Raw genomic sequence first — 21,581 nt, 5'->3', positions numbered from 1 at the left:
CTTTATGAGTAAAAAGTATCATCGCTTTTATGATGGTTTATTATCAGTGCAGGAAAATTGGCTGAACAAAATGGCGAAAAAAGGTTATCGCTTAGTTCGCACTGGCAAACTACTTTATGAATTCGAAGAATGCGCGCCGGGACAATTTGAATATCGGATTGAGTTCATAGGTCATAAATCAAAAGAGGACGTAATAGATTATTGCAATTTCTTAGAGGATTTGGGTTATAAAGTGTTTTTCAAAAACATCAATTTGAATTATTCAATTGGAAAATTACGTTATCGTCCATGGGCTGAAAAAGGTGGGCGAATAGCAACAAATTCAACAACGTTTGACCATGAATTGCTTATTGTTGAGAAAAAAAACGATGGTAAGGAATTTGAATTGCATACTTCCTATGAGGATAAGTTGAAATACTGCAAATCTTTGAGAAACGCTTGGCTTTGGTTTCTTTTATTGTTTGCGATTTTGGGTTTTGTGCAACGTTCCATTGTTTGGGGCATTGGCGGGTTACTCGTCCTTATTCCAATTATCGCGTATCAATCTGAAATTATTAAAATCAGACACAATGCTAAGATAAGGGAGTGGTGACTATGCAAAACAAAAATAAATTATTTAATAGCAAAAAGCTTATTATTACATTAGTTGCTGTTATTGCTCTTGCGGCGATTATGCAATTTACTGGACTTGCTTCATTTGGTTCATATGCGAAGGTTCTCTTTTTTGAGAACAAGGGTGAAAGTAACTGGGGAGCCCACTACTATATGCTTACTGGAAAGCTAAGCAAAATTTTGCACTTAGGCGATGAGAAATGTTACTTAGATATAAATGTTGAAACTGATGCAGGAAATATCAGTTTGCTAATAAAAGGTACAGATGGAACAACATATTTTCACAAAGAAAATATACAAACGTCTTCATATAGAGTTACCGCAACTGGTACTGTAAGGGCAACTGTAATTGCGGAGGGGCATCGTGGTAGGTTTTCAATAGAAAAGCATAATGCCAAATCCACCAATCCCTAATATTGGCAACATAACTTGTCGAATAATGCCAAAACGTAGTGGTAAATAATTATCAAATAATTATGTATAGCTGCTTTCTACGTTGAGCTTTTTCACAAGTTATGTTAATAAATTAAAGAACGAAGGTGAGAATACGATGAATGCTACATACATTGGTAATGGTTACAACCAACCTGCTTCTGTAATAGGTTGTGGAGTTCAAACTCCATGCCCATTAGCCGTTTGCCCTCTTGATGGAGGTTGTGGTGCTAATGCCTGCGGTACTGCTGGCTGTGGTGTAAATGCTTGCGGTGTTGACGGTTGTGCTGTTGCAGGGTGTGCTATTAATGCATGTCCGTTAAACGGTTGCATTACAGATGGATGTTTAGCAAATTTAACTCCTCTTCCTGGCCCATTTAATGAGGGTAGTACCAATTCATAGTATAAGGTCTACAGCCTATACTCTCCGACATTTCTTATGCCTAGACTCACAAAATAATCTGTGAGTTTAAAAGCAGCTATACATACTTAATGAAAGGAATGTTCAAAATATGAAATATTCAAAGTACAATTTGGTATTTGCAGACAGTGTTAAAGGGAAGTATATTTTGTTCAACACCTTGACTGGCCATAGCTTTTTGGTATCTTCTGAGATTGCGAACATGCTTCAAGATGGGAAAGTCGATAACTTGGATGAAGAAACTAAAACTCAATTTATTAAATATGGAATAGTTGTTGATGATAAAATTGATGAAACTCGTTATTTCTCTTACTTTCATAATAAAGCTAAATTTGGTACTTTTGCCGTATCGTCTACTGTACTTTTGACATGGGCATGTAATTTTGCCTGTGTCTACTGTTATGAAGGGGCGGGTGCGGTTACTGATTTCATGAATGAAGCATCTGCTGATAAGTATGTGAAGTTCATGATTAATAATGCAGAAGCACGTAATGCGAAATCCATGTATGTCAATTTATTCGGTGGCGAACCACTGCTAAACATTAAACAGGGTTTTTATATCTTGGAAAAACTCAAAAGTTATTGCGATGCTAAGGACATTGCATTTTCATGTGGGGTGGTATCGAATGGCTCTCTTTTCAATGATACTATTATTGACAAACTCTTGAACTATAAGTGCACTATGGTTCAGGTTACGCTGGATGGTACAAAAGACACACATGACACTCGGCGGCCATATAAGGGTGGAAAAGGCTCTTTTGATGATATAATTACAGCAATTAAGCGACTTGCAAACAGATCAAATCAGTTAAGAACCGTTATTCGAATCAATATTGATAAGTCCAATATTGATGAAGTAGACACGTTATTGGCGTATCTCGGAAAAAATGGGGAAAAGCTGAATATGTGTTCCGTAGACTTCGGTATAGTGCGCGGTTCCACTGCTGCTTGTTCTGCATATTCCGGCAATTGTATATCAGATAGTGAAATAGGCGATGTTTTAGAACATCTTTGGACTGAAGCAGAAAAACAGGGTTTTCATATACATATGAGGCCAAATCGACGATGGATGTATTGTGGCCTGTACAGTGATAGTCAATATACAGTAACTCCAGATTGTGGAGTTTACAAATGTTGGGAACACGCAGGGCTGGAGGAACATCGCATGGGATATATTAGCGATGATGGTAGTCTTATTGATACCAGATTTTCATTATTTGACTGGATGTCTAAAAATCCTCTGGAAGATGCCGAATGTAGAGAATGTGTATACTTGCCAGCTTGTGGAGGAGGATGTGGCGTAGTTAGCTATAATGAAACTGGCAGTTATCATGCTAAAGGGTGTTTTAAAGTTAAAGGAGTTTTGGAAAAACAAATACAACGCTTTATTTCAGAGGCCGTTAATAAATAGTAATAGGTTTAGGTAATTCATATGGGCGGGAAACTGGGGTGTTAGATGTGAAAAAAATATTCTCGTTTTGCAAGCAATACATGTATATACACAAAGCATCGATAATTGCTTATATTTTATTATGTATCGCGGTAAGTCTATTTTCACTTGCCACTCCATACATATCTGGCAATTTTATTGATTATCTCATCAGAGGTGATGGGGCACGATTTTTGATAAGGTATTGCATTTTGTATATTATTATTAGTATTGGCTCTATGACATTGGGGTACATAAGCAATCAGCTATATATAAAACTTCAAACAAGATTAGGATTCGAACTAAACCGAGATATTTTGATCCACATACAACAATTACCCATTTCTTATATTAAGGATCAGGATACTGCATATCTCAGTCAGAGAATTAATAATGACTCTAACACTGTAATGACGTTCTGTATAAGCGTTATTCAAAACATAATTATAAATGCTGTTACGGTTGTATTATCTTTCGGAGTAGTATTTGTTTTTAACCCAATAATGGCTATTGCATTATTTGCTTTGATACCATGTTATTTTATTGCATATAGATTATTTAAAAATCTTCTGTTTAAAAGTGGATTTGACCTAAAAGAGAGGCAATCAAAGTTCTTTGGAAAATTATATGAGCAACTATCGCATATTCAGCAGGTAAAAATTCATTCAATTGGAAAACTTTTTTTGTGTCGTCTTAACACTGTATTCGAGCGGTTGATGTCTAGCGCATTTAGATATCAGAAAATAACGTACTTGTTCTCCGGATTAGACAGTTTTTTCTTGACACTTGCACAAATTTTTTTATTTCTATTTGGAGGATTACAAGTTATTCAAGGCAAGCTTAGTGTTGGGCAATTTACAATTATATCTAGTTATTTTGGATTAATGGTAAACTCAATAAGATACTTCTTTTCTCTTGGGAAAAATGTTCAAGATAACATGGTTTCTTACGAAAGATTAGTTTCGATAATTAATATAGCTAAAAGTACAAACGGGAATATTAAACTCAAAGAGGTGACAAATATCTCTTTGAATAATGTTTCTATTTCTTTTGAAAGCAAAAATGTGCTTGAAAATTTTTGCGCAACATTTGATAGGGGTAACATATACACCATAATGGGTGCTAACGGATCGGGTAAGAGCACGCTTATAAATCTTATTCTTGGCCTCTACATTGACGAATTTCAAGGAAATGTATTGTTTAATGGAATATCTATAAAACAAGTAGATATGATTGATGCCCGTTATCGTCTCATAGGAGTAACCGAACAAGAACCAGTGCTATTTGAAGATACTATCGAATTCAACCTAACCTTTAACCTTAAGAAATTTTCTGATGATAGGTTGCAATTTTTGATGGATGTTCTTGGATTAAGAGATTTTATTTCATCTCTTCCTTGTGGTTTAAAAACCTTTATCAGTGAAAAAGCCGCTAATATCTCGGGTGGAGAAAAACAAAAAATTGCCCTACTCCGAGCGTTACTTAAAGACCCCGATGTACTTATACTTGACGAACCAATTTCTGCATTGGACAGTAGTAGTCGTAACAGATTAAAAGAGTATCTTGTATCAATAAAAAAGCAAAAATTGATTATAATTATCACGCATGATGATACTTTTACTGATATATCAGATGTTGAATTGTCAATGGTTAATTTGAATGCTGAAAAAACTGTTTGACGTATGTTGGAGATTATACCTGATATAGTAATTAAAAAAGGCTGAAACAAATCGAAAAATTGCTACACCCCCTATCTTTGGTGTAAGTTGACTTCTTTCTTTGATTTATAACTTTTTTATATCATTTCATGCCCGGCAGTCATATACTATCTGCAGGTACATATGGCTGTAACATAAGATGTCTGTTTTGTCAAAATTGGGAGATATCTCAACAAAAGTTGGAAGGAGAATACCTATCGCCAAGTAAATTGGTAGAAATCGCAAAAAAAACAGTAAGTTAATGTAGGAATTGCATATACCTATGATTTAATATGAAATTTTACGGTGTGACATAATAGTACAAACTTGTGTGGAATATAAGAATAGGTTACATTATTTTGTCGAAAAAGACAACAAATTGTAACCTATTTTTGATATTAAAATGAATTAATAACGTAAAAACAAATTTAAAATAAAAATTTAATATAAATATTGACTTTATGTTTTGTATAAAATATAATAAGTTTAAACAAAGATTTTAGTTACATATTTAGGTTAAATAATGATTTTTTAAACACAAATTTTCTAGTGTTTAATTCTTTGTAATCATCATAACAATGCAACAACACACAAATGTTTAACTTTCGTTTTTTAATGATTGTAGTAAATGTTTTATCAAGACTTTTAAGCAATATTTCCTAATGCGCATATTTACAAAAGAAGTTTTAAAATATATAAAATATCACAGTTACAAAAGAGCGGCCCGCACAAAAAATTATTGTTTTATCGCTTTCATAATTTAATTAAAAATTTTTAAAAGGGAGGTGCCGTCTTTGTATTCTGTTGAAACATGGGGCCTTTTCACATGAATGAGATTTATGATCAGGCTCTAAGGTAAAAAAAGAAAGAGGGGGATCTTATGAAATTCAGGAAACTTATAAGCATGATACTGGTATTTTTAATGGTATCATTGCTTATAGTCGGATGCGGTAGTAATTCAAATTCTAACAAGGCATCTAAAAATAACAAGACCACCACTACAAGTGAGAATGCTGTAAAACCCGGAGAGGCTACGCCTCGAAATGAGACATTGTATATAAGTGGTTTACAGTGGGGACCGCCTACGACGTTTAATCCTTTAAGCCCCAGTCAGACTTCACTTCCGCTATCTGCAACCAGCATAGCAAGGGAGCTTACTTATGAAACATTGTTTATGTACAATCAGCTTGACGGGAAGATGTATCCGCTTCTGGGAAAGACATATCAGTTTTCGCCAGATAATACGGTTTGTACTGTAACTTTAAATCCTGATGCAAAATGGAATGACGGCGAGAAAGTTACGGCTGACGATGTCGCATATACTTTTGAGTTAGGCAAAAAATATCCCGTTTCGTGGTCCAGTAACTGGAATTACCTTGACAGTGTAACTGCAAAAGATGAAACGACAGTAGAGTTTAAGCTGAAAAGCGATAATAAAAATCCATTAATGGTTGAAGAAGCATTAGAATCAGTTTACATTCTTCCTAAACATGTTTGGACAAAGATAGAAGAAAAAGACAATAATGATTTTAGTAAAATATCAAGTGAAGTAAACGAAAATCCTGTAGCATCAGGTCCATACAAGGTTTACTATTATGACAATTCTAAAGTTGTCTTGATAAGAGATGACAACTACTGGGGTAAATCACCATCTATGTGGGGTAAATTGCCTGCACCAAAATATATAGTACACAATATATTTAAGGACAACGCAGCAGGAGACACTGCTTTAAGACAAAATCAAGTAGACGTTTCACAGCAATTTACGCCTAACATACAGACATTTGGCCCAAATATAAAGACATACTTATCGAAACCACCATACTATATGCCCGGAGTGATCCCGTGGCTTGTAATCAATGTTACAAAACCGGGACTTGACAATGCAAATGTGCGGCGCGCAATAGCAATGGCCATTGATTACGATAAAATTGCCAAGAACGCCATGAGTGGCTATTCAGGAACGATGTCGCCATCACTGATGCTGCCACTTGATTCAGAGCAGAAGCTTATAGATCAAAACCAGTTGGCACCTTTGCAGTGGAAATCAAATGATATCGCAGGAGCCAATGCACTCCTTGATTCGATTGGTGCAAAGAAAGGACCTGATGGAATAAGGGTGTTAAATGGTCAGAAACTATCTTTTAAGGTTGAATGTCCGACTGGATGGTCTGACTGGAATGCTGCATTGGAAATCGTAGCAGAAAGTTGCAAAGAGATCGGCATTGATGTTCAGACGTATTTCCCACAACAATCTGTCTGGAACAATGATATGCAGACTGGCAATTTTGATATGGGAATGTACTCATATCAAGGCATTGGCATATCTTCACCATGGGCTCGTGCATATCAAGCAATGAGTTCAAATGGTTATGTTCCTATAGGTCAGACAGCTTATTTTAACTATGGACGGTATAAAAACAGCGAAGTCGATACATTGCTTAATCAGATTCCAACTATAACAGATGAAAATCAATTGAAGGATGCATGGACAAAGCTTAATGAGATCTACTTAAAAGAAGTTCCGATGATTGGCTTAATGTACAGGCCGGCTGATTTCTACACCGTTAATACTTCTGTATGGAGTGGATTCCCTGTTGAAGGGGATGGGACGAATATTCCTCCAAATATCTGCATGGATGGTTATGGAATAGCGGCTCTTTACAAAATTCATTCTTCTAAATAAAAAATAGAGGAGAGTTTAAGGTGAAAAGTTATAGAAAATATATGACAAGCAAAATTGCGTGGTATGTCCTAACTTTTGTAGTAGCCGTATTTCTGAACTTTCTATTGCCAAGGTTGATACCGGGTAATCCGGTATCAACCATTGTCTCAAAAATTACAAGCGGTATGGCAGACACAAATTCAATTAAACGGGTTTATGAAACATTTGAAAAAGAGTTTGGACTAAATAAACCTATTTGGGAGCAATTTATGATATATGTATCAAACTTGTTTCATGGCAACATGGGTACTTCTTTTGGCCAGTATCCGAGGAAAGTTACAGATATTTTGGCAAGTTCAATTGTATGGACGATAGGACTTCAATTGCCGGCAATAATCGTAAGTTGGATTCTTGGCAATGTTTTAGGGGTTCTGGCTGCTTATGTAAAAAAAGGATTTGATAGAATTTTATTTCCAGTTTTTTTATTTATAAGTTGTATACCTTCATTTGGATTTGCCATTGTAATGGTGTGGCTGTTTGCAGTGGCATTAAAAATAGCGCCAGCCAGCGGTGGATATGCGTTTGACATGATTCCAAGTCCTACTTTTTCATTTTTCCTATCTGTTTTACAGCATTATCAACTTCCATTTTGGTCAATTGTATTAGTGGGCATTGGGGGTCAGTCACTTGGCATGAGGGAAATGTCGATTTACGAGCTTAACGCAGATTATGTTAAGTATTGTAGATTGTTAGGACTTAGAGATTCAAAGATTGTCAAGTACGTCTTCAAAAATGCGGTTTTGCCTCAGATAACGGGTTTAGCGCTTTCTTTAGGCACGATGGTGGGGGGTGCTCTTATTACGGAAATTGTCTTTAGCTATCCTGGTTTGGGTTCTGTACTTTTTAATGCAATTGCGGCGCAGGACTTTCCTCTTATATCAGGGTGTACACTTTTGATTACTACAGGAGTTCTTGTAGCAAATTTTTTGATAGACATTGTGTATGGGTTGATAGATCCAAGAATAAAAGTGTCACAACGGGAGTGATGAAGCATGAATGGTAATTTTAAGATGATTTTTAAATCGGGCAAGTTCGATGTGGGAGTAGCTATCTTTGCTTTATTGCTTTTATGTATTGTTATTTTTCCTTTATTAAACAAAGAAGATCCATTAAAGATGAATTACACAATGTTTCAGCCTCCGGGAGCGAATCTGCCATTAGGCGCAGATAATTTCGGGCGAAATGAATTAGTTGAGTTGATTGCTGGAGGAAAAACTTCATTGATTATAGGAATTTTAGCTGGAGCAATAGCCACATGCATAGGCCTTATTATAGGTCTATCAGGAGGGTATTTAGGAGGATTGGCAGATAACATTTTATCATCTGTCACAAATATTTTTATTGTAATTCCATCATTTATTATTCTTGTTTTAATATCTGTAAGCATAAGTTCAAGATCGTTTTTGACAACAGCATTGGTGATCGGATTTACGAGTTGGCCGTGGACTGCGCGAGCTGTAAGGGCACAGACAATATCCCTTCGAAATCGGGATCATGTGAATCTTGCAAAGGTTTCAGGGTATAGCGTACCGAAGATTATTGTAATGGAGATATTGCCTTATATTGCATCTTATGTAGGCATGGCATTTATACTTCAAGTTGCGTCAGGAATCCTTTCAGAAGCGACTATATCAATGTTGGGGCTTGGTCCGCAAAATACTGTGACGCTTGGACTTATGTTAAATTGGGCTACCATGTATGAGGCACATATGAGCGGGGCATGGTGGGCTTTTGTACCGCCAGTATTGATGATTGCGCTTATTACATTTTCTCTTAATTTGATGAATACAGGCCTTGACCAAGTATTTAATCCACAGATAAGGAGTTAATAATTATGGCTGAAATTTTATTGCAGGTTAAAAATTTAAAAAGCGTATATAAAACAAGGTTCAATGAAAGGATTATTGCTGTAGATGATGTGTCCTTTAATTTGGAGAGTGGAAAATGTTTAGGTATCGCAGGAGAAAGCGGAAGTGGCAAATCTACATTAGCCATGAGTATTATGGGATATTATCATCCACCACTTTTTTATGAAAGTGGTGCAGTTTACATAAACGGAATTGATATTGCTAAATTACCATATAATCAGTTAAGGGAAAGAATTCTTGGAAAAGAAATAGCGTATATACCACAAGCAGCCATGAATGCTCTGAATCCTACACAAAAAATAATAAATCTTGTAGCAGATGTTATGAAAGAGCATATAAAAGGAATATCATTTAATGAGATAAAAAGGATTGCTGAAGAGAGATTTGAAACACTTAATTTGCCTAAAGATGTGCTTCAAAGGTATCCTATAGAACTTTCAGGTGGTATGAAACAGAGAACAGTTATAGCCATCTCCACAATCCTTAATCCTGGAATTCTGGTTGCAGATGAACCTACATCTGCGTTGGATGTTACATCTCAGAAAATAGTCATAAAACTTTTAAAGGATTTAATAAAAAGAGGATTTATAAAAGCGATGATATTTATAACGCATGAATTGCCATTACTTTACAATATTGCAGATGAAATCTTGGTAATGTACGCTGGAGAGATAGTTGAATCTGGAAAAGCAGAAGAAGTTATATTTGATCCAATTCATCCTTATTCACATGGACTTATGAACTCGATAATCGTCCCTGAGAAAGGCATTAAAGGGAAAAAACTAGCAGTTATAACTGGTGCTCCTCCAAACTTAAAATCAAAATTGAATGGATGCAGATTTTTTGAGCGGTGCCAATTTGCAAAAGATGAATGTAAGAGCGAAAAGATAAATTTAAAAAGTCATGGTCCAAGAAATTATAGATGCGCTTTTGAAATAGATGAGCTTAAGGAGATGTATGAGGATGGCAAAAAGTCTGCCACTACTTAGCGGGAGAGATGTGACTAAAGTTTTTGCTGACAAGAGAAAAAGAGTTGTGGCTGTTGATCATGTGAATTTTGATTTTAATAGCAGTGAAATAATATCAATTGTCGGTGAAAGCGGCAGTGGAAAGACTACATTAGCAAAAATGATATTAGGTTTGACAGTGCCAACAGACGGCAAAATATTTTTTAAAGAGAATCTTATTGATTTGAGAACTAAAAAGAAAAGGATTGAATATTGGAGAAATGTACAACCTATTTTTCAAGATCCTTTTTCTTCTTTTAATATATTTAGAAAGGTAAATAATGTACTGCTAGACTGCATGAAATTGATAGACGTCAAATTAAATAAAGGTGAAGAGCGTAAGTTAATTGAAGAAGCTTTAAGCTTTGTAAATTTAAGATTTGATGAAATATACAATAAATATCCTTTTGAGCTTTCAGGCGGTCAAATGCAAAGGCTTATGATAGCTCGTGTTTTGTTGATAAAACCCAGTCTTGTCATAGCTGATGAACCTACATCTATGATCGATGCTTGCTCGAGAGCCAGCATACTAGATGCACTGATGAAATTAAAAGATGAAATTGGCACTACTGTTGTTTTTATAACACATGATATAGGTCTTGCATACTATGTTTCTGACAAAATATACGTTATGAAAGAAGGTAGATTTGTCGAGGAAGGTTTGCCCGATGATGTCATATTAAATCCTAAAGAGGACTACACAAAGCATTTGATTGGAGATGTGCCCAAAATAGAAAGCAAATGGGCCATATAAAAATGGTAATTAAAAACATGTTCCTATTTTGGAGCATGTTTTTTTAGCTTTTTAAAAAGATGATTTTTGTGTTAAAATTATGATTAGCGTATAAATGTAAATTTACATTAAGAAAGAAGTTGAGTTGTATGAATGTTGATGACATAAAGATGGTGGGAATAGATCAAAACACACCAATTGAAATTAGGGAAAGAGTAGCATTTAATAAAGGTGTTGATGTTGCTTTAAATGTATTAAAGAAAAATGATTTAGATGAAGCAGCAATACTTTCAACTTGCCATAGAAGCGAGATATATTTTTTTTCAGAATCTAAAAGCTTTGAAGATATAATAGACTTCTATATAAGGCATTTTAATTTGGATGGCGGATTTAGAAATTATTTTTACTGTATATCAGGATTAAAAACAGTTGAGCACATATTTAGAGTTGCCAGTGGATTGGAATCTATGGTTTTAGGTGAGGACCAGATATTAGGTCAAGTAAAAGAATCGTTGATGACTTCTCAAGAAAACAGAGCTTCAGGGAAGATATTAAACAAGCTTTTTAGGGATGCCATTTCCATAGGGAAAAAGGTACGGACAGAAACGGGATTAAAAAATTATTCATCATCTATAAGTCATATTGCGGTAAAATTTGTAGAAAGTGTATTTAAAGATTTAAAAGGAAAAAATGCCTTTGTAATAGGTACAGGTGAAATGGGCAAGATTGCAATAAGGAATCTTATTTTAAAAGGTGTCAATATATTTGTGTCAAATAGAACATATTCAAAAGCACAGAAATTAAAATCAGAGATGCCAGAGATTCAGCTTGTTCCTTATTCAGACAAGTATGAGCAGATTGCCAAAAGCGACATAGTGATAAGCGCTACAAATGCGCCGCATTATACTATCTCTTATGATAAATTTTATAGCTTCTACAATGGCAAACAGATTTGCATGGTTGATATTGCACTGCCGAGAGATATTGATCCTAAGATAGGCGGAATCCCTGGCGTCAAGCTTTATTCGATTGACGATCTTAAAAGAATTGCTGAAGAAAACAGAATAGAACAATTAAATGCCATTAGAAAAGCTGAAGAAATAGTATTAGAAGGAGTAAATGAATTTAACAATTGGTTTAAAGCCATAAAAGTTGAACCGCATATTAAAAAGATAAACATTTATTCTAACGAGGTTTGTGACAGTGAGTTTGATAGGCTTGCAAAGAAGTTGGAAAAAATGACTGACAAAGACAAGGAAAATATTAAAATATCTCTTAAGAGAGTAGCTGAAAAAATGGCTAACGTAATGATAAAGCACCTGAAGGATGATGCTTTAATTATGGACGAAGTATCGTTTTGCATTGATGGGAGCGAAGTGAAAACATGAAAAAGGTAAGAGTTGGAACTCGTGGAAGCGAATTAGCTTTGACGCAGACATTAATAATCATAAATGAAATAAAGAAATATAAGCCTGATTTGGAGTTTGAAATAATTAAGATAACCACAAAAGGAGACATTGTTAATGAGGTATCTTTAAGTGAAATAGGTGGTAAGGGCCTTTTTATTAAGGAAATCGAAGATGCTTTGATGAATAATGAAATTGATATGGCTGTCCATAGCATGAAAGATATGCCTTTTGAAATACCTGAAGGGTTGAAACTTTTGCCTGTTTTTAAAAGAGAGGATTCCCGTGACGTTTTTATTTCAAACAATGGAAGATTTATTGATTTAAGAGAAAATGCAAAAGTCGGCACAAGCAGCTTAAGGAGAAGTGTACAGCTTAAAAATTTAAGACCCGATATTGAGATAGTTCCTATACGAGGCAATATTGCTACGAGGATAAGAAAGATGGATGAATTGATTTTAGATGGAATAGTCTTAGCTGCTGCAGGTATAAAGAGGCTTGGACTTGATAAATTAGTGAAGGATTATTTTCCTGTTGACTTGATTGTACCGGCGCCGTGCCAAGGTATATTGGCTGTGGAAGTAAGAGTGGATTTTGAAAGTGAATTTTTTGAAATATACCCAATGCTTCTTGATGTAAAGACTTTTTTTGAATCTTCTGCAGAGAGGAAAATAATGAAGAAGCTTGGTGGAAATTGCAAAATACCTTTAGGCGTATACTCTGAATACAAGAAAATTGGAAATGAAGAACTGATTTCAATATGGATTTCGTACTACAAAGATGGCAAACTGCTTAAATTTAAAGAAACTGGATTTATTAAAGACATTGAAAGTATTGGTGAAGCTATAGTTAAAAAAATTGGAGGTTTATGATGGCAGGTTTTGTTTATTTAGTAGGTGCAGGGCCAGGAGATGTAGATCTTATTACATTAAAGGCAATTGAAGCGATAAAAAAAGCAGATGTGATTGTATATGACAGGTTGATAAATGACAGCATACTTGCGATGGCTAAAGATGGTGCTGAGTTTATAGATGTTGGAAAGATGCCTGATTCACATAAAGTGCCGCAATGGAGGATAAATGAGATAATAGCAGAAAAGGCTTTAGAGGGCAATGTCGTAGTGCGCTTAAAAGGTGGAGATCCATACGTTTTTGGAAGAGGTGGTGAAGAAGGTGAGTATCTTTATGGTAAGGGCATACCGTTTGAAGTGATTCCGGGAATTACCTCTGCTGTAGCTGTTTTAACTTATGCAGGTATTCCTATAACGCATAGAAATTTAAGTTCATCGTTCCATGTCATAACAGGCCATGAAGCAGATGACAAATTAGAAAACTTGGATTGGAAAGTGCTTTCGAAGCTTAATGGTACACTTGTCTTTTTGATGGGCATGAAAAACATCAAGTTTATAGCAAACAAATTGATCGAAAATGGCATGTCTAAAGATATGCCTGCTGCTGTAATAATGAACGGGACAATGCCTAAACAGAAATCTGTAAATGGTACTATATCGGAAATAGCGTATAAATCATTCAAGGAAGGTATCCACAATCCAGCAATAATAGTTGTTGGAAAAGTTGTAAACATGAGTGAAAAGCTTAATTGGTTTGAAAAGAAACGACTTTTTGGGAAAAGAATTCTTCTGACAAGTGATTCTAATTTGAATTCTGATGCAATCGATGAACTATGCGATAATGGTGCGGATGTTGTAATATGTCCGACTATCAAGATAATTTATCAGATAGATAACGTCATAAAACTTATTGATAACGTTAATGATTATGAATATCTCATCTTTGCCAGCAAAAATGGAGTCAAAGCCTTTGAAAATGCTATAAATATGATGAAATTTGATGTGAGAAGATTGTACAGATTAAAGATTGCAGCCATTGGTGACAAAACGAATGAAGCTTTAAACGAGATGCATATATATCCCGATATTGTACCTGAAGAATATACTTCAAAGGCTTTAGCAGATAAGCTTAAAAACATTCCAATAAAGGGGAAAGTTGCACTCTTGACTTCTGATATAGGCGGTGATGTGCTTATAGACAATCTTAAAGATATCGCCTTTTTAGATAAGATTGTGGCGTATAAAAATACCCCAAATTATGAAATAAAAGATAAATTAATAAATGAAATTAAAAAGGGTATTGATATAGCAATATTTACAAGCACATCAACATTTAATTACATGTCTTTAATATTAGGAGATGATATATCTTACTTAAGAGATGCAAAAATAGCCGCAATAGGACCTGTGACGAAAGAATCAATAGAAAGAAATGGTTTTAAAGTTGATATAATTCCAAATACTTACACATTTGAAGACTTGATTAAAGAGATATTAAAGCGCGAAGCATGAGAGATATCTTCGCGCTTTAACGTATAATTTACTACGCTGAAATTTCTTTTGCTGCTTCAAAGCTTGCTTCAATTGTCTTATCGATATCTTCATCTGTATGTGAAGTGGATAAGAAAAAAGTTTCATACTGAGACGGTGGCAAATAAATGCCTCTCTTTAACATGGCTTTAAAGTATTTTGCAAATAAATCAGTGTTTGATTTAGTAGCTGTTTCAAAGTCGTATACATCATTATCGGTGAAAAACATGCACATCATTGTACCGACGCGATTTATTTTAACATCTATTCCATTTTGTTCCATGCTATTCTTTAAACCTCTGCATAGTTTATCAGCTTTTTTATCCAATTCATCATAGATAGAAGGGTCTTCTGATAATACATTCAATGTTTCGTAACCGGCCACCATTGCAAGTGGATTGCCAGATAATGTACCTGCTTGATAAACAGGACCATCTGGGGAGATCATCCTCATAATATCCTCTTTTCCACCATAAGCACCAACAGGCAAGCCACCTCCAATAATTTTTCCAAATGTGGTTATATCCGGATTAATACCGTATAGTCCTTGAGCACATGAAAAAGATACTCTAAATCCAGTCATAACCTCATCGAATATGAGAAGTGAACCATACGATTCTGTAACTTCTCGCAAAGTCTTCAAAAATCCCTCTTTTGGTGGAATAGTTCCCATGTTTCCTGCTACTGGCTCAACAATAACCGCGGCGATACTTTCTCCGTATTTTTTAAATACATCTACAATCAAATCACTGTCATTATACTTTGCTATTATGGTGTTTTTAGCAGTTTCATTTGTTACGCCTTTTGAATCAGGTGTTCCAAATGTAAGAGCGCCGGATCCTGCCTTAATGAGAAGACCATCGGAATGGCCGTGGTAGCACCCCTCAAATTTCACTATGATATCCCTTCCAGTATATCCACGAGCTAATCGTATAGCGCTCATTGTAGCTTCTGTGCCCGAATTTACCATCCTTATGACTTCAACTGATGGAACAGCCTTTTTTATTTTTTCGGCTAATTTGACTTCTGCCTCAGTGCAAGCTCCGAAACTTGTGCCATTTTCCAACTGATTTTTTAAAGCATTGATTATGCGAGGATTACAATGACCTAATATAAGTGGGCCCCACGAAAGAACATAATCAATGTATTCATTTCCATCTACATCTTCTATATGGCTGCCATACCCTCTTTTTATAAACGGTGGATTTATTCCAACAGATTTAAACGCTCTTACAGGGCTATTTACACCACCAGGCATGAGAGTTTTAGCTTTTTCAAAGAAAGTTTTTGACATTTCATAACTCATTTTTTATCATTTCCTTTCAAAATATTGTACTTATTTATAATGTCATCGTATAATCTTATTTTTTCTTCCATTGAAATTGGAATTGTTTTAAGTTTCTCTCGCACATTGCTTAGCTCAGCAATTAGATTTTCAACATCATTTTCAAACATGTTGTCAAGCATTTCTTTTATTCGCTTTGCCAATAAAGGACTTTTACCATTTGTTGATATTGATATAGTGAGATCACCCTTTCTCATGACAGAAGGAACTATAAATGTAGAAAGCTCTTTATCGTCAACGACATTTACAAGTATGTTTTTTTTCTTACATTCATCCGAAATCTCTTTGTTTATAAATTTATCATTTGTTGCTACAACAACTAAAAAGTAATTTTCAACATCATTTTTTTGATAATTTCGTTTTACCAATTTGACTTTATGACTTTTACACAATTCTAAAATCTCATCTATAAAAGATGATGATAATACTGTGACAGTTGCACCAAATTCAAGTAAATACAATATCTTTCTGTAAGCTATATTACCTCCGCCTATAACAAGGCATTTTTTATTTGCGATATTCAACATTATAGGATAGTAAGCCATTTTGCAACATCCTTAGCAAAGTACGTTATTATGATATCGGCGCCTGCTCTTTTTATTCCAGTTAGTGATTCCAAAACTGTAGATTTTTCGTCTATATAACCCATATGAGATGCGGATTTTATCATTGAGTATTCACCGCTTACATTGTATGCTGCGATTGGGATATTGAAGGTGTCTTTTGCTCTTCTTATTATATCGAGGTACGGTAGTGCAGGTTTAACCATTATTATGTCAGCACCTTCCTCTATGTCAAGTGAGATTTCTCTTAAAGCCTCATTAGAGTTTGCAGGATCCATTTGGTATGACTTCCTATCTCCAAATTGAGGTGCTGAATTGGCTGCTTCTCTGAAAGGACCATAGAATGACGACGCATATTTAGCACTGTAGGATATTATTGGCGTATTTACATAACCATTTTTATCTAAAACATCTCTTATTGCTTTTACACGTCCATCCATCATGTCAGAAGGTGCCACGATGTCTGCACCTGCCTTGACGTGTGACAATGCTATTTTTGCTATGTATGAAACTGTCTCATCATTTTGTACATAGCCGTCTCTTACAATTCCACAATGACCATGGCTTGTATACTCACACATACATACATCAGTTATTACAATCATTTGCGGAATTGACTCTTTTATAGATTTTACAGCTTTTTGTATGATTCCATCATCATCATATGCTTCAGAACCTAATTCATCTTTATTTGATGGTATGCCAAAAAGCAGTACGGCGGGTATTCTTAAATCATATACTTCTTTAACCTCTTTTACGAGGTTGTCTATAGAATAACGATAGACTCCAGGCATTGCCTCAATTTCTTCTTTTATATTTTCACCAGGTACGACAAACATAGGGTATATCAAATCATCTACGCTTATAGACGTTTCCTTTACCATCCTTCTTATAACTTCATTTGTTCTAAGCCTTCTTGGCCTTTTTAGCAATTCCATAGCGACACCTCACTAAACATTTTATTTATAAATTATTATATCACTTTTTGTTTGATGTACATGGCTAATTTTTCAAAATTATGTTTAGCAATTCAATTTAAATTGGATTGACATTAATAAAACGATGTGTTAAATTATAAAAAAAGAAATACACAAATTCATATCTATTTACTATGAATTAAAGGAGGATAAGATGATTTTCAATGATGATTTAGTAAAAACATTAAAAGATGGTGGATTCATTAAACAAAAGCAAAAAGATTACTATTCAATAAGAATAAGAGTAGTCGCAGGTAACATTACTGCAGAACAGATGAGAAAAGTATCTGAACTTGCTGAAAAATACGGCAGAGGATATGTCACATTTACAGTAAGGCTGGGAATAGAGATTCCTTGGGTTCACTACTCCAAATTACAAGAGGCAAAAGAAGAAGTTGAGAGAATTGGACTTGCAATGGCTGGCTGTGGGCCAAGAGTAAGACCGATTGTAGCCTGCAAAGGTACTGTTTGCCCATATGGATTAATTGATACGCAAGGTTTAGCAAAAAAACTGGACGACGAGTTTTTCCCAACACCTGGTTTTCCACATAAATTTAAAATGGGAATTTCAGGTTGCCCTAATAATTGTACGAAACCTCAATTTAATGATATCGGATTTCAAGGGCAGGTAGAGCCTGAACTTAATGAGGATTTATGCACAGGTTGCGGGCTGTGTGCAGACGTCTGTGACGTTAAAGCAATTACGATTAAAGATGGTCTTGCTGTAAGAGATGATGATAAATGTATTTATTGCGGTTCATGCATAAGGGTGTGCCCAATGGATGCATGGAAGAGAAAAAGAAGCGGAGTAGCAGTCTTTGTGGGCGGCAAATTTGGCAAAAGGTACAACTTTGGATACCATATTGCAGATCTTGTTGATGTAGAAAAAATACCAAACATTATTGAGAAGACAATGAATTTTTACAAAAGCAATGGCATCAGTAAAGAAAGGCTTTATGACACAATAAATAGAATTGGCCTGGAAAATTTCAAAAAAGAAATTTTAGAAGATGAAGATATAAAGTGAGGGGTGTAGCTTATGAATATCAAAGTAAATGGCAATGATCAAAAAATTGACAGAGAGTATATTGTAAAGGAATTGTTAGATGTATTAAATGTTAAAATGAAAGAATATGTAACGGTTCAGCTTAACGATGAAATATTGTCAAGAGATGATTTTGATAAAATAATTGTAAAAGACGGAGATACAGTTGAATTCCTTTATTACATGGGAGGAGGAAGTAGATGAATTTTTCTAATGAACAGTTAGAAAGGTATTCACGTCATATTATATTAAAAGAAGTTGGTGCAAAGGGGCAGCAAAAAATATTAAATTCAAAGGTTTTGATAGTAGGGACAGGTGGCCTTGGAGCGCCAGCAGCTATGTACCTTGCGGCAGCAGGTGTTGGAACAATAGGATTAGTAGATTATGATAGGGTGGATTTGTCAAACCTTCAAAGACAAATAATTCATAGAACTAAGGACATTGGCAAAGATAAAGTTGTATCCGGCAAAGAGACAATCAGCGAGATGAATCCTGATGTAAATGTAATAACATATCATGAGTGGATAAGCTCTAAAAACATAATTGACATCATAAATGATAAAGATTACGACTTTATAATTGATGGTACGGATAATTTCCCGGCAAAATTCTTAATAAATGATGCTTGTGTGCTTATAAAAAAGCCTTTTTCACATGCCGGAATAATAAGATTTGAAGGTCAAACAATGACATATGTACCTGGTGAGGGACCGTGCTATAGATGCGTTTTTCAAGATCCGCCGCCGAAGGATGCCGTTCCTACTTGTAGACAGGCAGGAGTGCTTGGAGTCATGGGTGGGATAATTGGTACGATTCAGGCAACAGAAGCATTAAAGTATATACTTGGAGCTGGTGAACTTTTAACAGGCTATTTATTGACATTTGATGCGTTAAAAATGGATTTTAGGAAAATAAAAATATCCAAGAGAAAAAGTTGTCAAGTTTGTGGTAACCATCCTACAATAAAAGAATTGATAGATTATGCAGGACCGCAGTGTGATCTCAAGGAGGAACACAAATGATAATACTGTCAAGGAACGATTATGAAAAAATATTAAATCATGCAAAAAAAGAAAGTCCTATCGAGGCATGTGGCTTACTTGCAGGAATAGTAAATGGTGAAAAGAAATTTGTTAAGGAAATTCGTTTGTTGACTAATATAGACAGAAGTCCTGAGCACTTCTCAATGGATCCGAAAGAACAATTTGAGGCTTTGAAGCATTTCAGAGAAAACAAACTTACGCTTATCGGGAATTTCCACAGTCATCCCCAATCACCGGCAAGGCCGTCAGAAGAGGACAAAAGACTGGCATTTGATAGTAAACTCAGCTATTTAATATTGTCACTGATGGACAAAGAAAACCCTGTCTTAAAGAGTTTCATAATTGAGGATGGAAATAGCTATGAAGAAGATATTTTAATTGAAGATTAAAAATTTTGGAAAGGAAGTATAATCATGAAAGATATAAAAGCTGACAGTTTTATAGATATAACTGATGTAGTATGCCCTATTACTTTTGTCAAAGCTAAGGTGGCTATAGAAGAATTAGAAGACGGGCAAATCCTTGAAGTAAGAATGAATGAAGGAGAGCCGATTAAGAATGTACCATCCAGCTTTAAAGATGAAGGACATAAGATATTAAATGTTATAAATAATAGAGATGGAACTTATACGATATTTGTTAAAAAGGGAGGCCCTTTGGATGAGGTTTAATACAAAGCTATTACATCTGAATTATGAACCTGATGAAAAGACTGGAGCCTCATTGATGCCTATATATCAATCTACATCATTTAGCCATTCAGCGGAAGAGATGGAGAATATATTTAAAGGCAGCCAATATGGCTTTACATATACGAGAATAAATAACCCAACTATTGAAGCTTTTGAAAGAAGGATTGCATTACTGGAAAGTGGAATAGGGGCAGTTGCATGCTCATCAGGAATGGCTGCTATAACTTTGGCTATTTTAAATATATTAAAGGCTGGTGATGAAATACTATCTAGTTCAGGAATATTTGGTGGGACGTATGAACTGTTTAAAGATTTTGGAAACTTTGGCATTACTGTAAAATTTGCAAAAGATAATTCAATAGACGCTTTTAAAGAATCTATAACTGATAATACAAAATTGATTTATATTGAAACGATTGGAAATCCTAAATTAGATGTTCCTGATATAAAAAGTCTTTCTGTTCTGGCACACGAAAATAAAATTCCTTTAATTGTGGATAATACTGTGACTACTCCATATTTAATTCGACCGATAGAGATGGGGGCAGACATCGTTATACATTCAACATCAAAATTTATAAATGGACACGGAAACTCTATTGGTGGAATTATAGTCGATTCTGGTAAATTTAATTGGGATTTTGATAAGTTTTCGATGCTTAAAAGGTTTGAAAAATATGGGCAATTTGCATATTTAGCAAAGCTTAGAAAGGGCCTCTTTAGAAATATTGGCGCATGTATGTCTCCATTTAATGCGTATCTTAATAATTTGGGTTTAGAGACGCTTGGAATAAGGATGGAAAGGATATGCCATAATGCTTATGAATTAGCTGCTTTTTTGAAAAAATTTGATAAAGTACTATCAGTTAACTATCCGGGGCTTAAAGAAAACCCATTTCACGATATTGCAAAAAGACAGTTTGGTGATAAATTTGGTGCCATACTGACAATTCGTGTAGGTTCTAAAGAAAGAGCCTATAAAATGATTAACTCTTTAAAGTATGCAACAAATATCACGAATATAGGTGATACACGTACGCTTATAATTCATCCATCATCTACGATTTTTGCTGAAAGCAGTGATGAGGAAAAAAAGTTCATGGGAGTATATGACGATTTAATAAGAATCTGCGTTGGTCTGGAAGATGTAGAAGATTTAAAGGAAGATTTTATGCAGTCCATTGAAAGGCTATAATTTTTTATTAG

22 protein-coding genes are annotated in these 21,581 nt (G+C 34.8%); 19 read left to right on the top strand and 3 right to left on the bottom strand.

Translation table 11 applies throughout. The features are described 5' to 3' along the window. Positions 1–4: 4 nt before the first annotated feature. The 13 genes from JJQ93_RS04700 (at position 5) to cobA (ending at position 14,692) form a co-directional block, all read left to right on the top strand. The gene (locus tag JJQ93_RS04700; protein WP_274892897.1) at positions 5–592 is read left to right on the top strand and encodes a DUF2812 domain-containing protein; all 588 of its coding nucleotides are present in this window, start codon (positions 5–7) and stop codon (positions 590–592) included. Between the two features lie 2 nt (positions 593–594). Then, entirely contained in the window at positions 595–1,026 is a 432-nt protein-coding gene (locus JJQ93_RS04695; protein WP_274892896.1) for a hypothetical protein, read from the top strand. A 136-nt stretch (positions 1,027–1,162) separates the two neighbouring features. Next, a complete protein-coding gene (locus tag JJQ93_RS04690) occupies positions 1,163–1,447 on the top strand; it encodes a Cys-every-fifth RiPP peptide CefA (RefSeq protein WP_274892895.1) in 285 nt (94 codons plus the stop codon). Positions 1,448–1,556: 109 nt separating this feature from the next. After that, positions 1,557–2,876: a Cys-every-fifth radical SAM/SPASM peptide maturase CefB gene (locus JJQ93_RS04685; protein WP_274892894.1), complete on the top strand. Its 1,320-nt coding sequence runs from the start codon at positions 1,557–1,559 to the stop codon at positions 2,874–2,876. A gap of 80 nt (positions 2,877–2,956) precedes the next feature. After that, positions 2,957–4,573: an ABC transporter ATP-binding protein gene (locus JJQ93_RS04680; protein WP_274892893.1), complete on the top strand. Its 1,617-nt coding sequence runs from the start codon at positions 2,957–2,959 to the stop codon at positions 4,571–4,573. Between the two features lie 898 nt (positions 4,574–5,471). Next, a complete protein-coding gene (locus JJQ93_RS04670; protein ID WP_274892892.1) occupies positions 5,472–7,277 on the top strand; it encodes an ABC transporter substrate-binding protein in 1,806 nt (601 codons plus the stop codon). Positions 7,278–7,297: 20 nt separating this feature from the next. Further along, entirely contained in the window at positions 7,298–8,302 is a 1,005-nt protein-coding gene (locus JJQ93_RS04665) for an ABC transporter permease (RefSeq protein WP_274892891.1), read from the top strand. A 6-nt stretch (positions 8,303–8,308) separates the two neighbouring features. Further along, positions 8,309–9,145 (top strand): ABC transporter permease, encoded by an 837-nt coding sequence (locus tag JJQ93_RS04660; RefSeq protein WP_085112099.1) that lies wholly within the window; start codon positions 8,309–8,311, stop codon positions 9,143–9,145. A 5-nt stretch (positions 9,146–9,150) separates the two neighbouring features. After that, positions 9,151–10,173: an ABC transporter ATP-binding protein gene (locus JJQ93_RS04655; protein ID WP_274892890.1), complete on the top strand. Its 1,023-nt coding sequence runs from the start codon at positions 9,151–9,153 to the stop codon at positions 10,171–10,173. Continuing rightward, positions 10,148–10,945 carry an ABC transporter ATP-binding protein gene (locus JJQ93_RS04650; protein ID WP_274892889.1) on the top strand — a complete coding sequence of 266 codons (798 nt, stop codon included), beginning with the start codon at positions 10,148–10,150 and terminating at the stop codon, positions 10,943–10,945. The genes JJQ93_RS04655 and JJQ93_RS04650 overlap by 26 nt, the downstream gene beginning before the upstream one ends. 128 nt (positions 10,946–11,073) lie before the next feature. After that, complete coding sequence (gene hemA / locus JJQ93_RS04645; protein WP_274892888.1) at positions 11,074–12,312, top strand: glutamyl-tRNA reductase; 1,239 nt, start codon at positions 11,074–11,076, stop codon at positions 12,310–12,312. Continuing rightward, complete coding sequence (gene hemC, locus JJQ93_RS04640) at positions 12,309–13,202, top strand: hydroxymethylbilane synthase (protein ID WP_274892887.1); 894 nt, start codon at positions 12,309–12,311, stop codon at positions 13,200–13,202. The genes hemA and hemC overlap by 4 nt, the downstream gene beginning before the upstream one ends. Continuing rightward, positions 13,202–14,692 carry a uroporphyrinogen-III C-methyltransferase gene (gene cobA / locus JJQ93_RS04635; protein ID WP_274892886.1) on the top strand — a complete coding sequence of 497 codons (1,491 nt, stop codon included), beginning with the start codon at positions 13,202–13,204 and terminating at the stop codon, positions 14,690–14,692. Before hemC ends, cobA begins: the two co-directional genes overlap by 1 nt. A gap of 31 nt (positions 14,693–14,723) precedes the next feature. On the opposite strand, the gene hemL is transcribed toward cobA, so the two are convergent. From hemL to hemB, 3 genes are read right to left on the bottom strand one after another with little or no spacing between them, the layout of a single operon-like run. After that, positions 14,724–16,004 carry a glutamate-1-semialdehyde 2,1-aminomutase gene (gene hemL, locus JJQ93_RS04630; RefSeq protein WP_503010012.1) on the bottom strand — a complete coding sequence of 427 codons (1,281 nt, stop codon included), beginning with the start codon at positions 16,002–16,004 and terminating at the stop codon, positions 14,724–14,726. 8 nt (positions 16,005–16,012) lie between these two features. Further along, complete coding sequence (locus JJQ93_RS04625; RefSeq protein ID WP_274892883.1) at positions 16,013–16,600, bottom strand: precorrin-2 dehydrogenase/sirohydrochlorin ferrochelatase family protein; 588 nt, start codon at positions 16,598–16,600, stop codon at positions 16,013–16,015. Beyond that, positions 16,582–17,556, bottom strand: coding sequence for a porphobilinogen synthase (hemB, locus tag JJQ93_RS04620; protein ID WP_274892882.1), 975 nt, complete (start codon positions 17,554–17,556; stop codon positions 16,582–16,584). The genes JJQ93_RS04625 and hemB overlap by 19 nt, the downstream gene beginning before the upstream one ends. A 193-nt stretch (positions 17,557–17,749) precedes the next feature. On the opposite strand from hemB, the gene JJQ93_RS04615 reads away from it, so the two are divergent. The 6 genes from JJQ93_RS04615 to JJQ93_RS04590 are packed head-to-tail and all read left to right on the top strand — an operon-like array spanning position 17,750 to position 21,570. Continuing rightward, a complete protein-coding gene (locus JJQ93_RS04615) occupies positions 17,750–18,622 on the top strand; it encodes a ferredoxin-like domain-containing protein (protein WP_274892881.1) in 873 nt (290 codons plus the stop codon). A 12-nt stretch (positions 18,623–18,634) separates the two neighbouring features. Next, the gene (gene thiS / locus JJQ93_RS04610) at positions 18,635–18,844 is read left to right on the top strand and encodes a sulfur carrier protein ThiS (protein WP_274892880.1); all 210 of its coding nucleotides are present in this window, start codon (positions 18,635–18,637) and stop codon (positions 18,842–18,844) included. Next, complete coding sequence (locus JJQ93_RS04605; protein ID WP_274892879.1) at positions 18,841–19,662, top strand: HesA/MoeB/ThiF family protein; 822 nt, start codon at positions 18,841–18,843, stop codon at positions 19,660–19,662. The genes thiS and JJQ93_RS04605 overlap by 4 nt, the downstream gene beginning before the upstream one ends. Beyond that, positions 19,659–20,072 (top strand): M67 family metallopeptidase, encoded by a 414-nt coding sequence (locus tag JJQ93_RS04600; RefSeq protein ID WP_085112088.1) that lies wholly within the window; start codon positions 19,659–19,661, stop codon positions 20,070–20,072. Before JJQ93_RS04605 ends, JJQ93_RS04600 begins: the two co-directional genes overlap by 4 nt. Positions 20,073–20,096: 24 nt before the next feature. Then, complete coding sequence (locus JJQ93_RS04595; RefSeq protein ID WP_085112087.1) at positions 20,097–20,354, top strand: sulfurtransferase TusA family protein; 258 nt, start codon at positions 20,097–20,099, stop codon at positions 20,352–20,354. Beyond that, on the top strand, positions 20,344–21,570 hold the full coding sequence (locus JJQ93_RS04590) for an O-acetylhomoserine aminocarboxypropyltransferase/cysteine synthase family protein (RefSeq protein ID WP_274892878.1): 1,227 nt from the start codon (positions 20,344–20,346) through the stop codon (positions 21,568–21,570). The genes JJQ93_RS04595 and JJQ93_RS04590 overlap by 11 nt, the downstream gene beginning before the upstream one ends. Positions 21,571–21,581: the final 11 nt, after the last annotated feature.

The sequence above is a fragment of the Thermoanaerobacterium sp. R66 genome, assembly GCF_028895185.1.
Taxonomy (GTDB): domain Bacteria; phylum Bacillota; class Thermoanaerobacteria; order Thermoanaerobacterales; family Thermoanaerobacteraceae; genus Thermoanaerobacterium.
Note: the sequence above shows the minus strand (reverse complement) of the source record. Positions and strands in the feature narration are given on the sequence as shown.

What these genes read in the sequence shown, in the direction of transcription:
- JJQ93_RS04700 (WP_274892897.1), top strand. Translation starts at nt 5, where the DNA reads ATGAGTAAAAAGTATCATCGCTTTTATGATGGTTTATTATCAGTGCAG.
- JJQ93_RS04695 (WP_274892896.1), top strand. Translation starts at nt 595, where the DNA reads ATGCAAAACAAAAATAAATTATTTAATAGCAAAAAGCTTATTATTACA.
- JJQ93_RS04690 (WP_274892895.1), top strand. Translation starts at nt 1,163, where the DNA reads ATGAATGCTACATACATTGGTAATGGTTACAACCAACCTGCTTCTGTA.
- JJQ93_RS04685 (WP_274892894.1), top strand. Translation starts at nt 1,557, where the DNA reads ATGAAATATTCAAAGTACAATTTGGTATTTGCAGACAGTGTTAAAGGG.
- JJQ93_RS04680 (WP_274892893.1), top strand. Translation starts at nt 2,957, where the DNA reads ATGTATATACACAAAGCATCGATAATTGCTTATATTTTATTATGTATC.
- JJQ93_RS04670 (WP_274892892.1), top strand. Translation starts at nt 5,472, where the DNA reads ATGAAATTCAGGAAACTTATAAGCATGATACTGGTATTTTTAATGGTA.
- JJQ93_RS04660 (WP_085112099.1), top strand. Translation starts at nt 8,309, where the DNA reads ATGAATGGTAATTTTAAGATGATTTTTAAATCGGGCAAGTTCGATGTG.
- JJQ93_RS04655 (WP_274892890.1), top strand. Translation starts at nt 9,151, where the DNA reads ATGGCTGAAATTTTATTGCAGGTTAAAAATTTAAAAAGCGTATATAAA.
- JJQ93_RS04650 (WP_274892889.1), top strand. Translation starts at nt 10,148, where the DNA reads ATGGCAAAAAGTCTGCCACTACTTAGCGGGAGAGATGTGACTAAAGTT.
- hemA (WP_274892888.1), top strand. Translation starts at nt 11,074, where the DNA reads ATGAATGTTGATGACATAAAGATGGTGGGAATAGATCAAAACACACCA.
- hemC (WP_274892887.1), top strand. Translation starts at nt 12,309, where the DNA reads ATGAAAAAGGTAAGAGTTGGAACTCGTGGAAGCGAATTAGCTTTGACG.
- cobA (WP_274892886.1), top strand. Translation starts at nt 13,202, where the DNA reads ATGGCAGGTTTTGTTTATTTAGTAGGTGCAGGGCCAGGAGATGTAGAT.
- hemL (WP_503010012.1), bottom strand. Translation starts at nt 16,004, where the DNA reads ATGTCAAAAACTTTCTTTGAAAAAGCTAAAACTCTCATGCCTGGTGGT.
- JJQ93_RS04625 (WP_274892883.1), bottom strand. Translation starts at nt 16,600, where the DNA reads ATGGCTTACTATCCTATAATGTTGAATATCGCAAATAAAAAATGCCTT.
- hemB (WP_274892882.1), bottom strand. Translation starts at nt 17,556, where the DNA reads ATGGAATTGCTAAAAAGGCCAAGAAGGCTTAGAACAAATGAAGTTATA.
- JJQ93_RS04615 (WP_274892881.1), top strand. Translation starts at nt 17,750, where the DNA reads ATGATTTTCAATGATGATTTAGTAAAAACATTAAAAGATGGTGGATTC.
- thiS (WP_274892880.1), top strand. Translation starts at nt 18,635, where the DNA reads ATGAATATCAAAGTAAATGGCAATGATCAAAAAATTGACAGAGAGTAT.
- JJQ93_RS04605 (WP_274892879.1), top strand. Translation starts at nt 18,841, where the DNA reads ATGAATTTTTCTAATGAACAGTTAGAAAGGTATTCACGTCATATTATA.
- JJQ93_RS04600 (WP_085112088.1), top strand. Translation starts at nt 19,659, where the DNA reads ATGATAATACTGTCAAGGAACGATTATGAAAAAATATTAAATCATGCA.
- JJQ93_RS04595 (WP_085112087.1), top strand. Translation starts at nt 20,097, where the DNA reads ATGAAAGATATAAAAGCTGACAGTTTTATAGATATAACTGATGTAGTA.
- JJQ93_RS04590 (WP_274892878.1), top strand. Translation starts at nt 20,344, where the DNA reads ATGAGGTTTAATACAAAGCTATTACATCTGAATTATGAACCTGATGAA.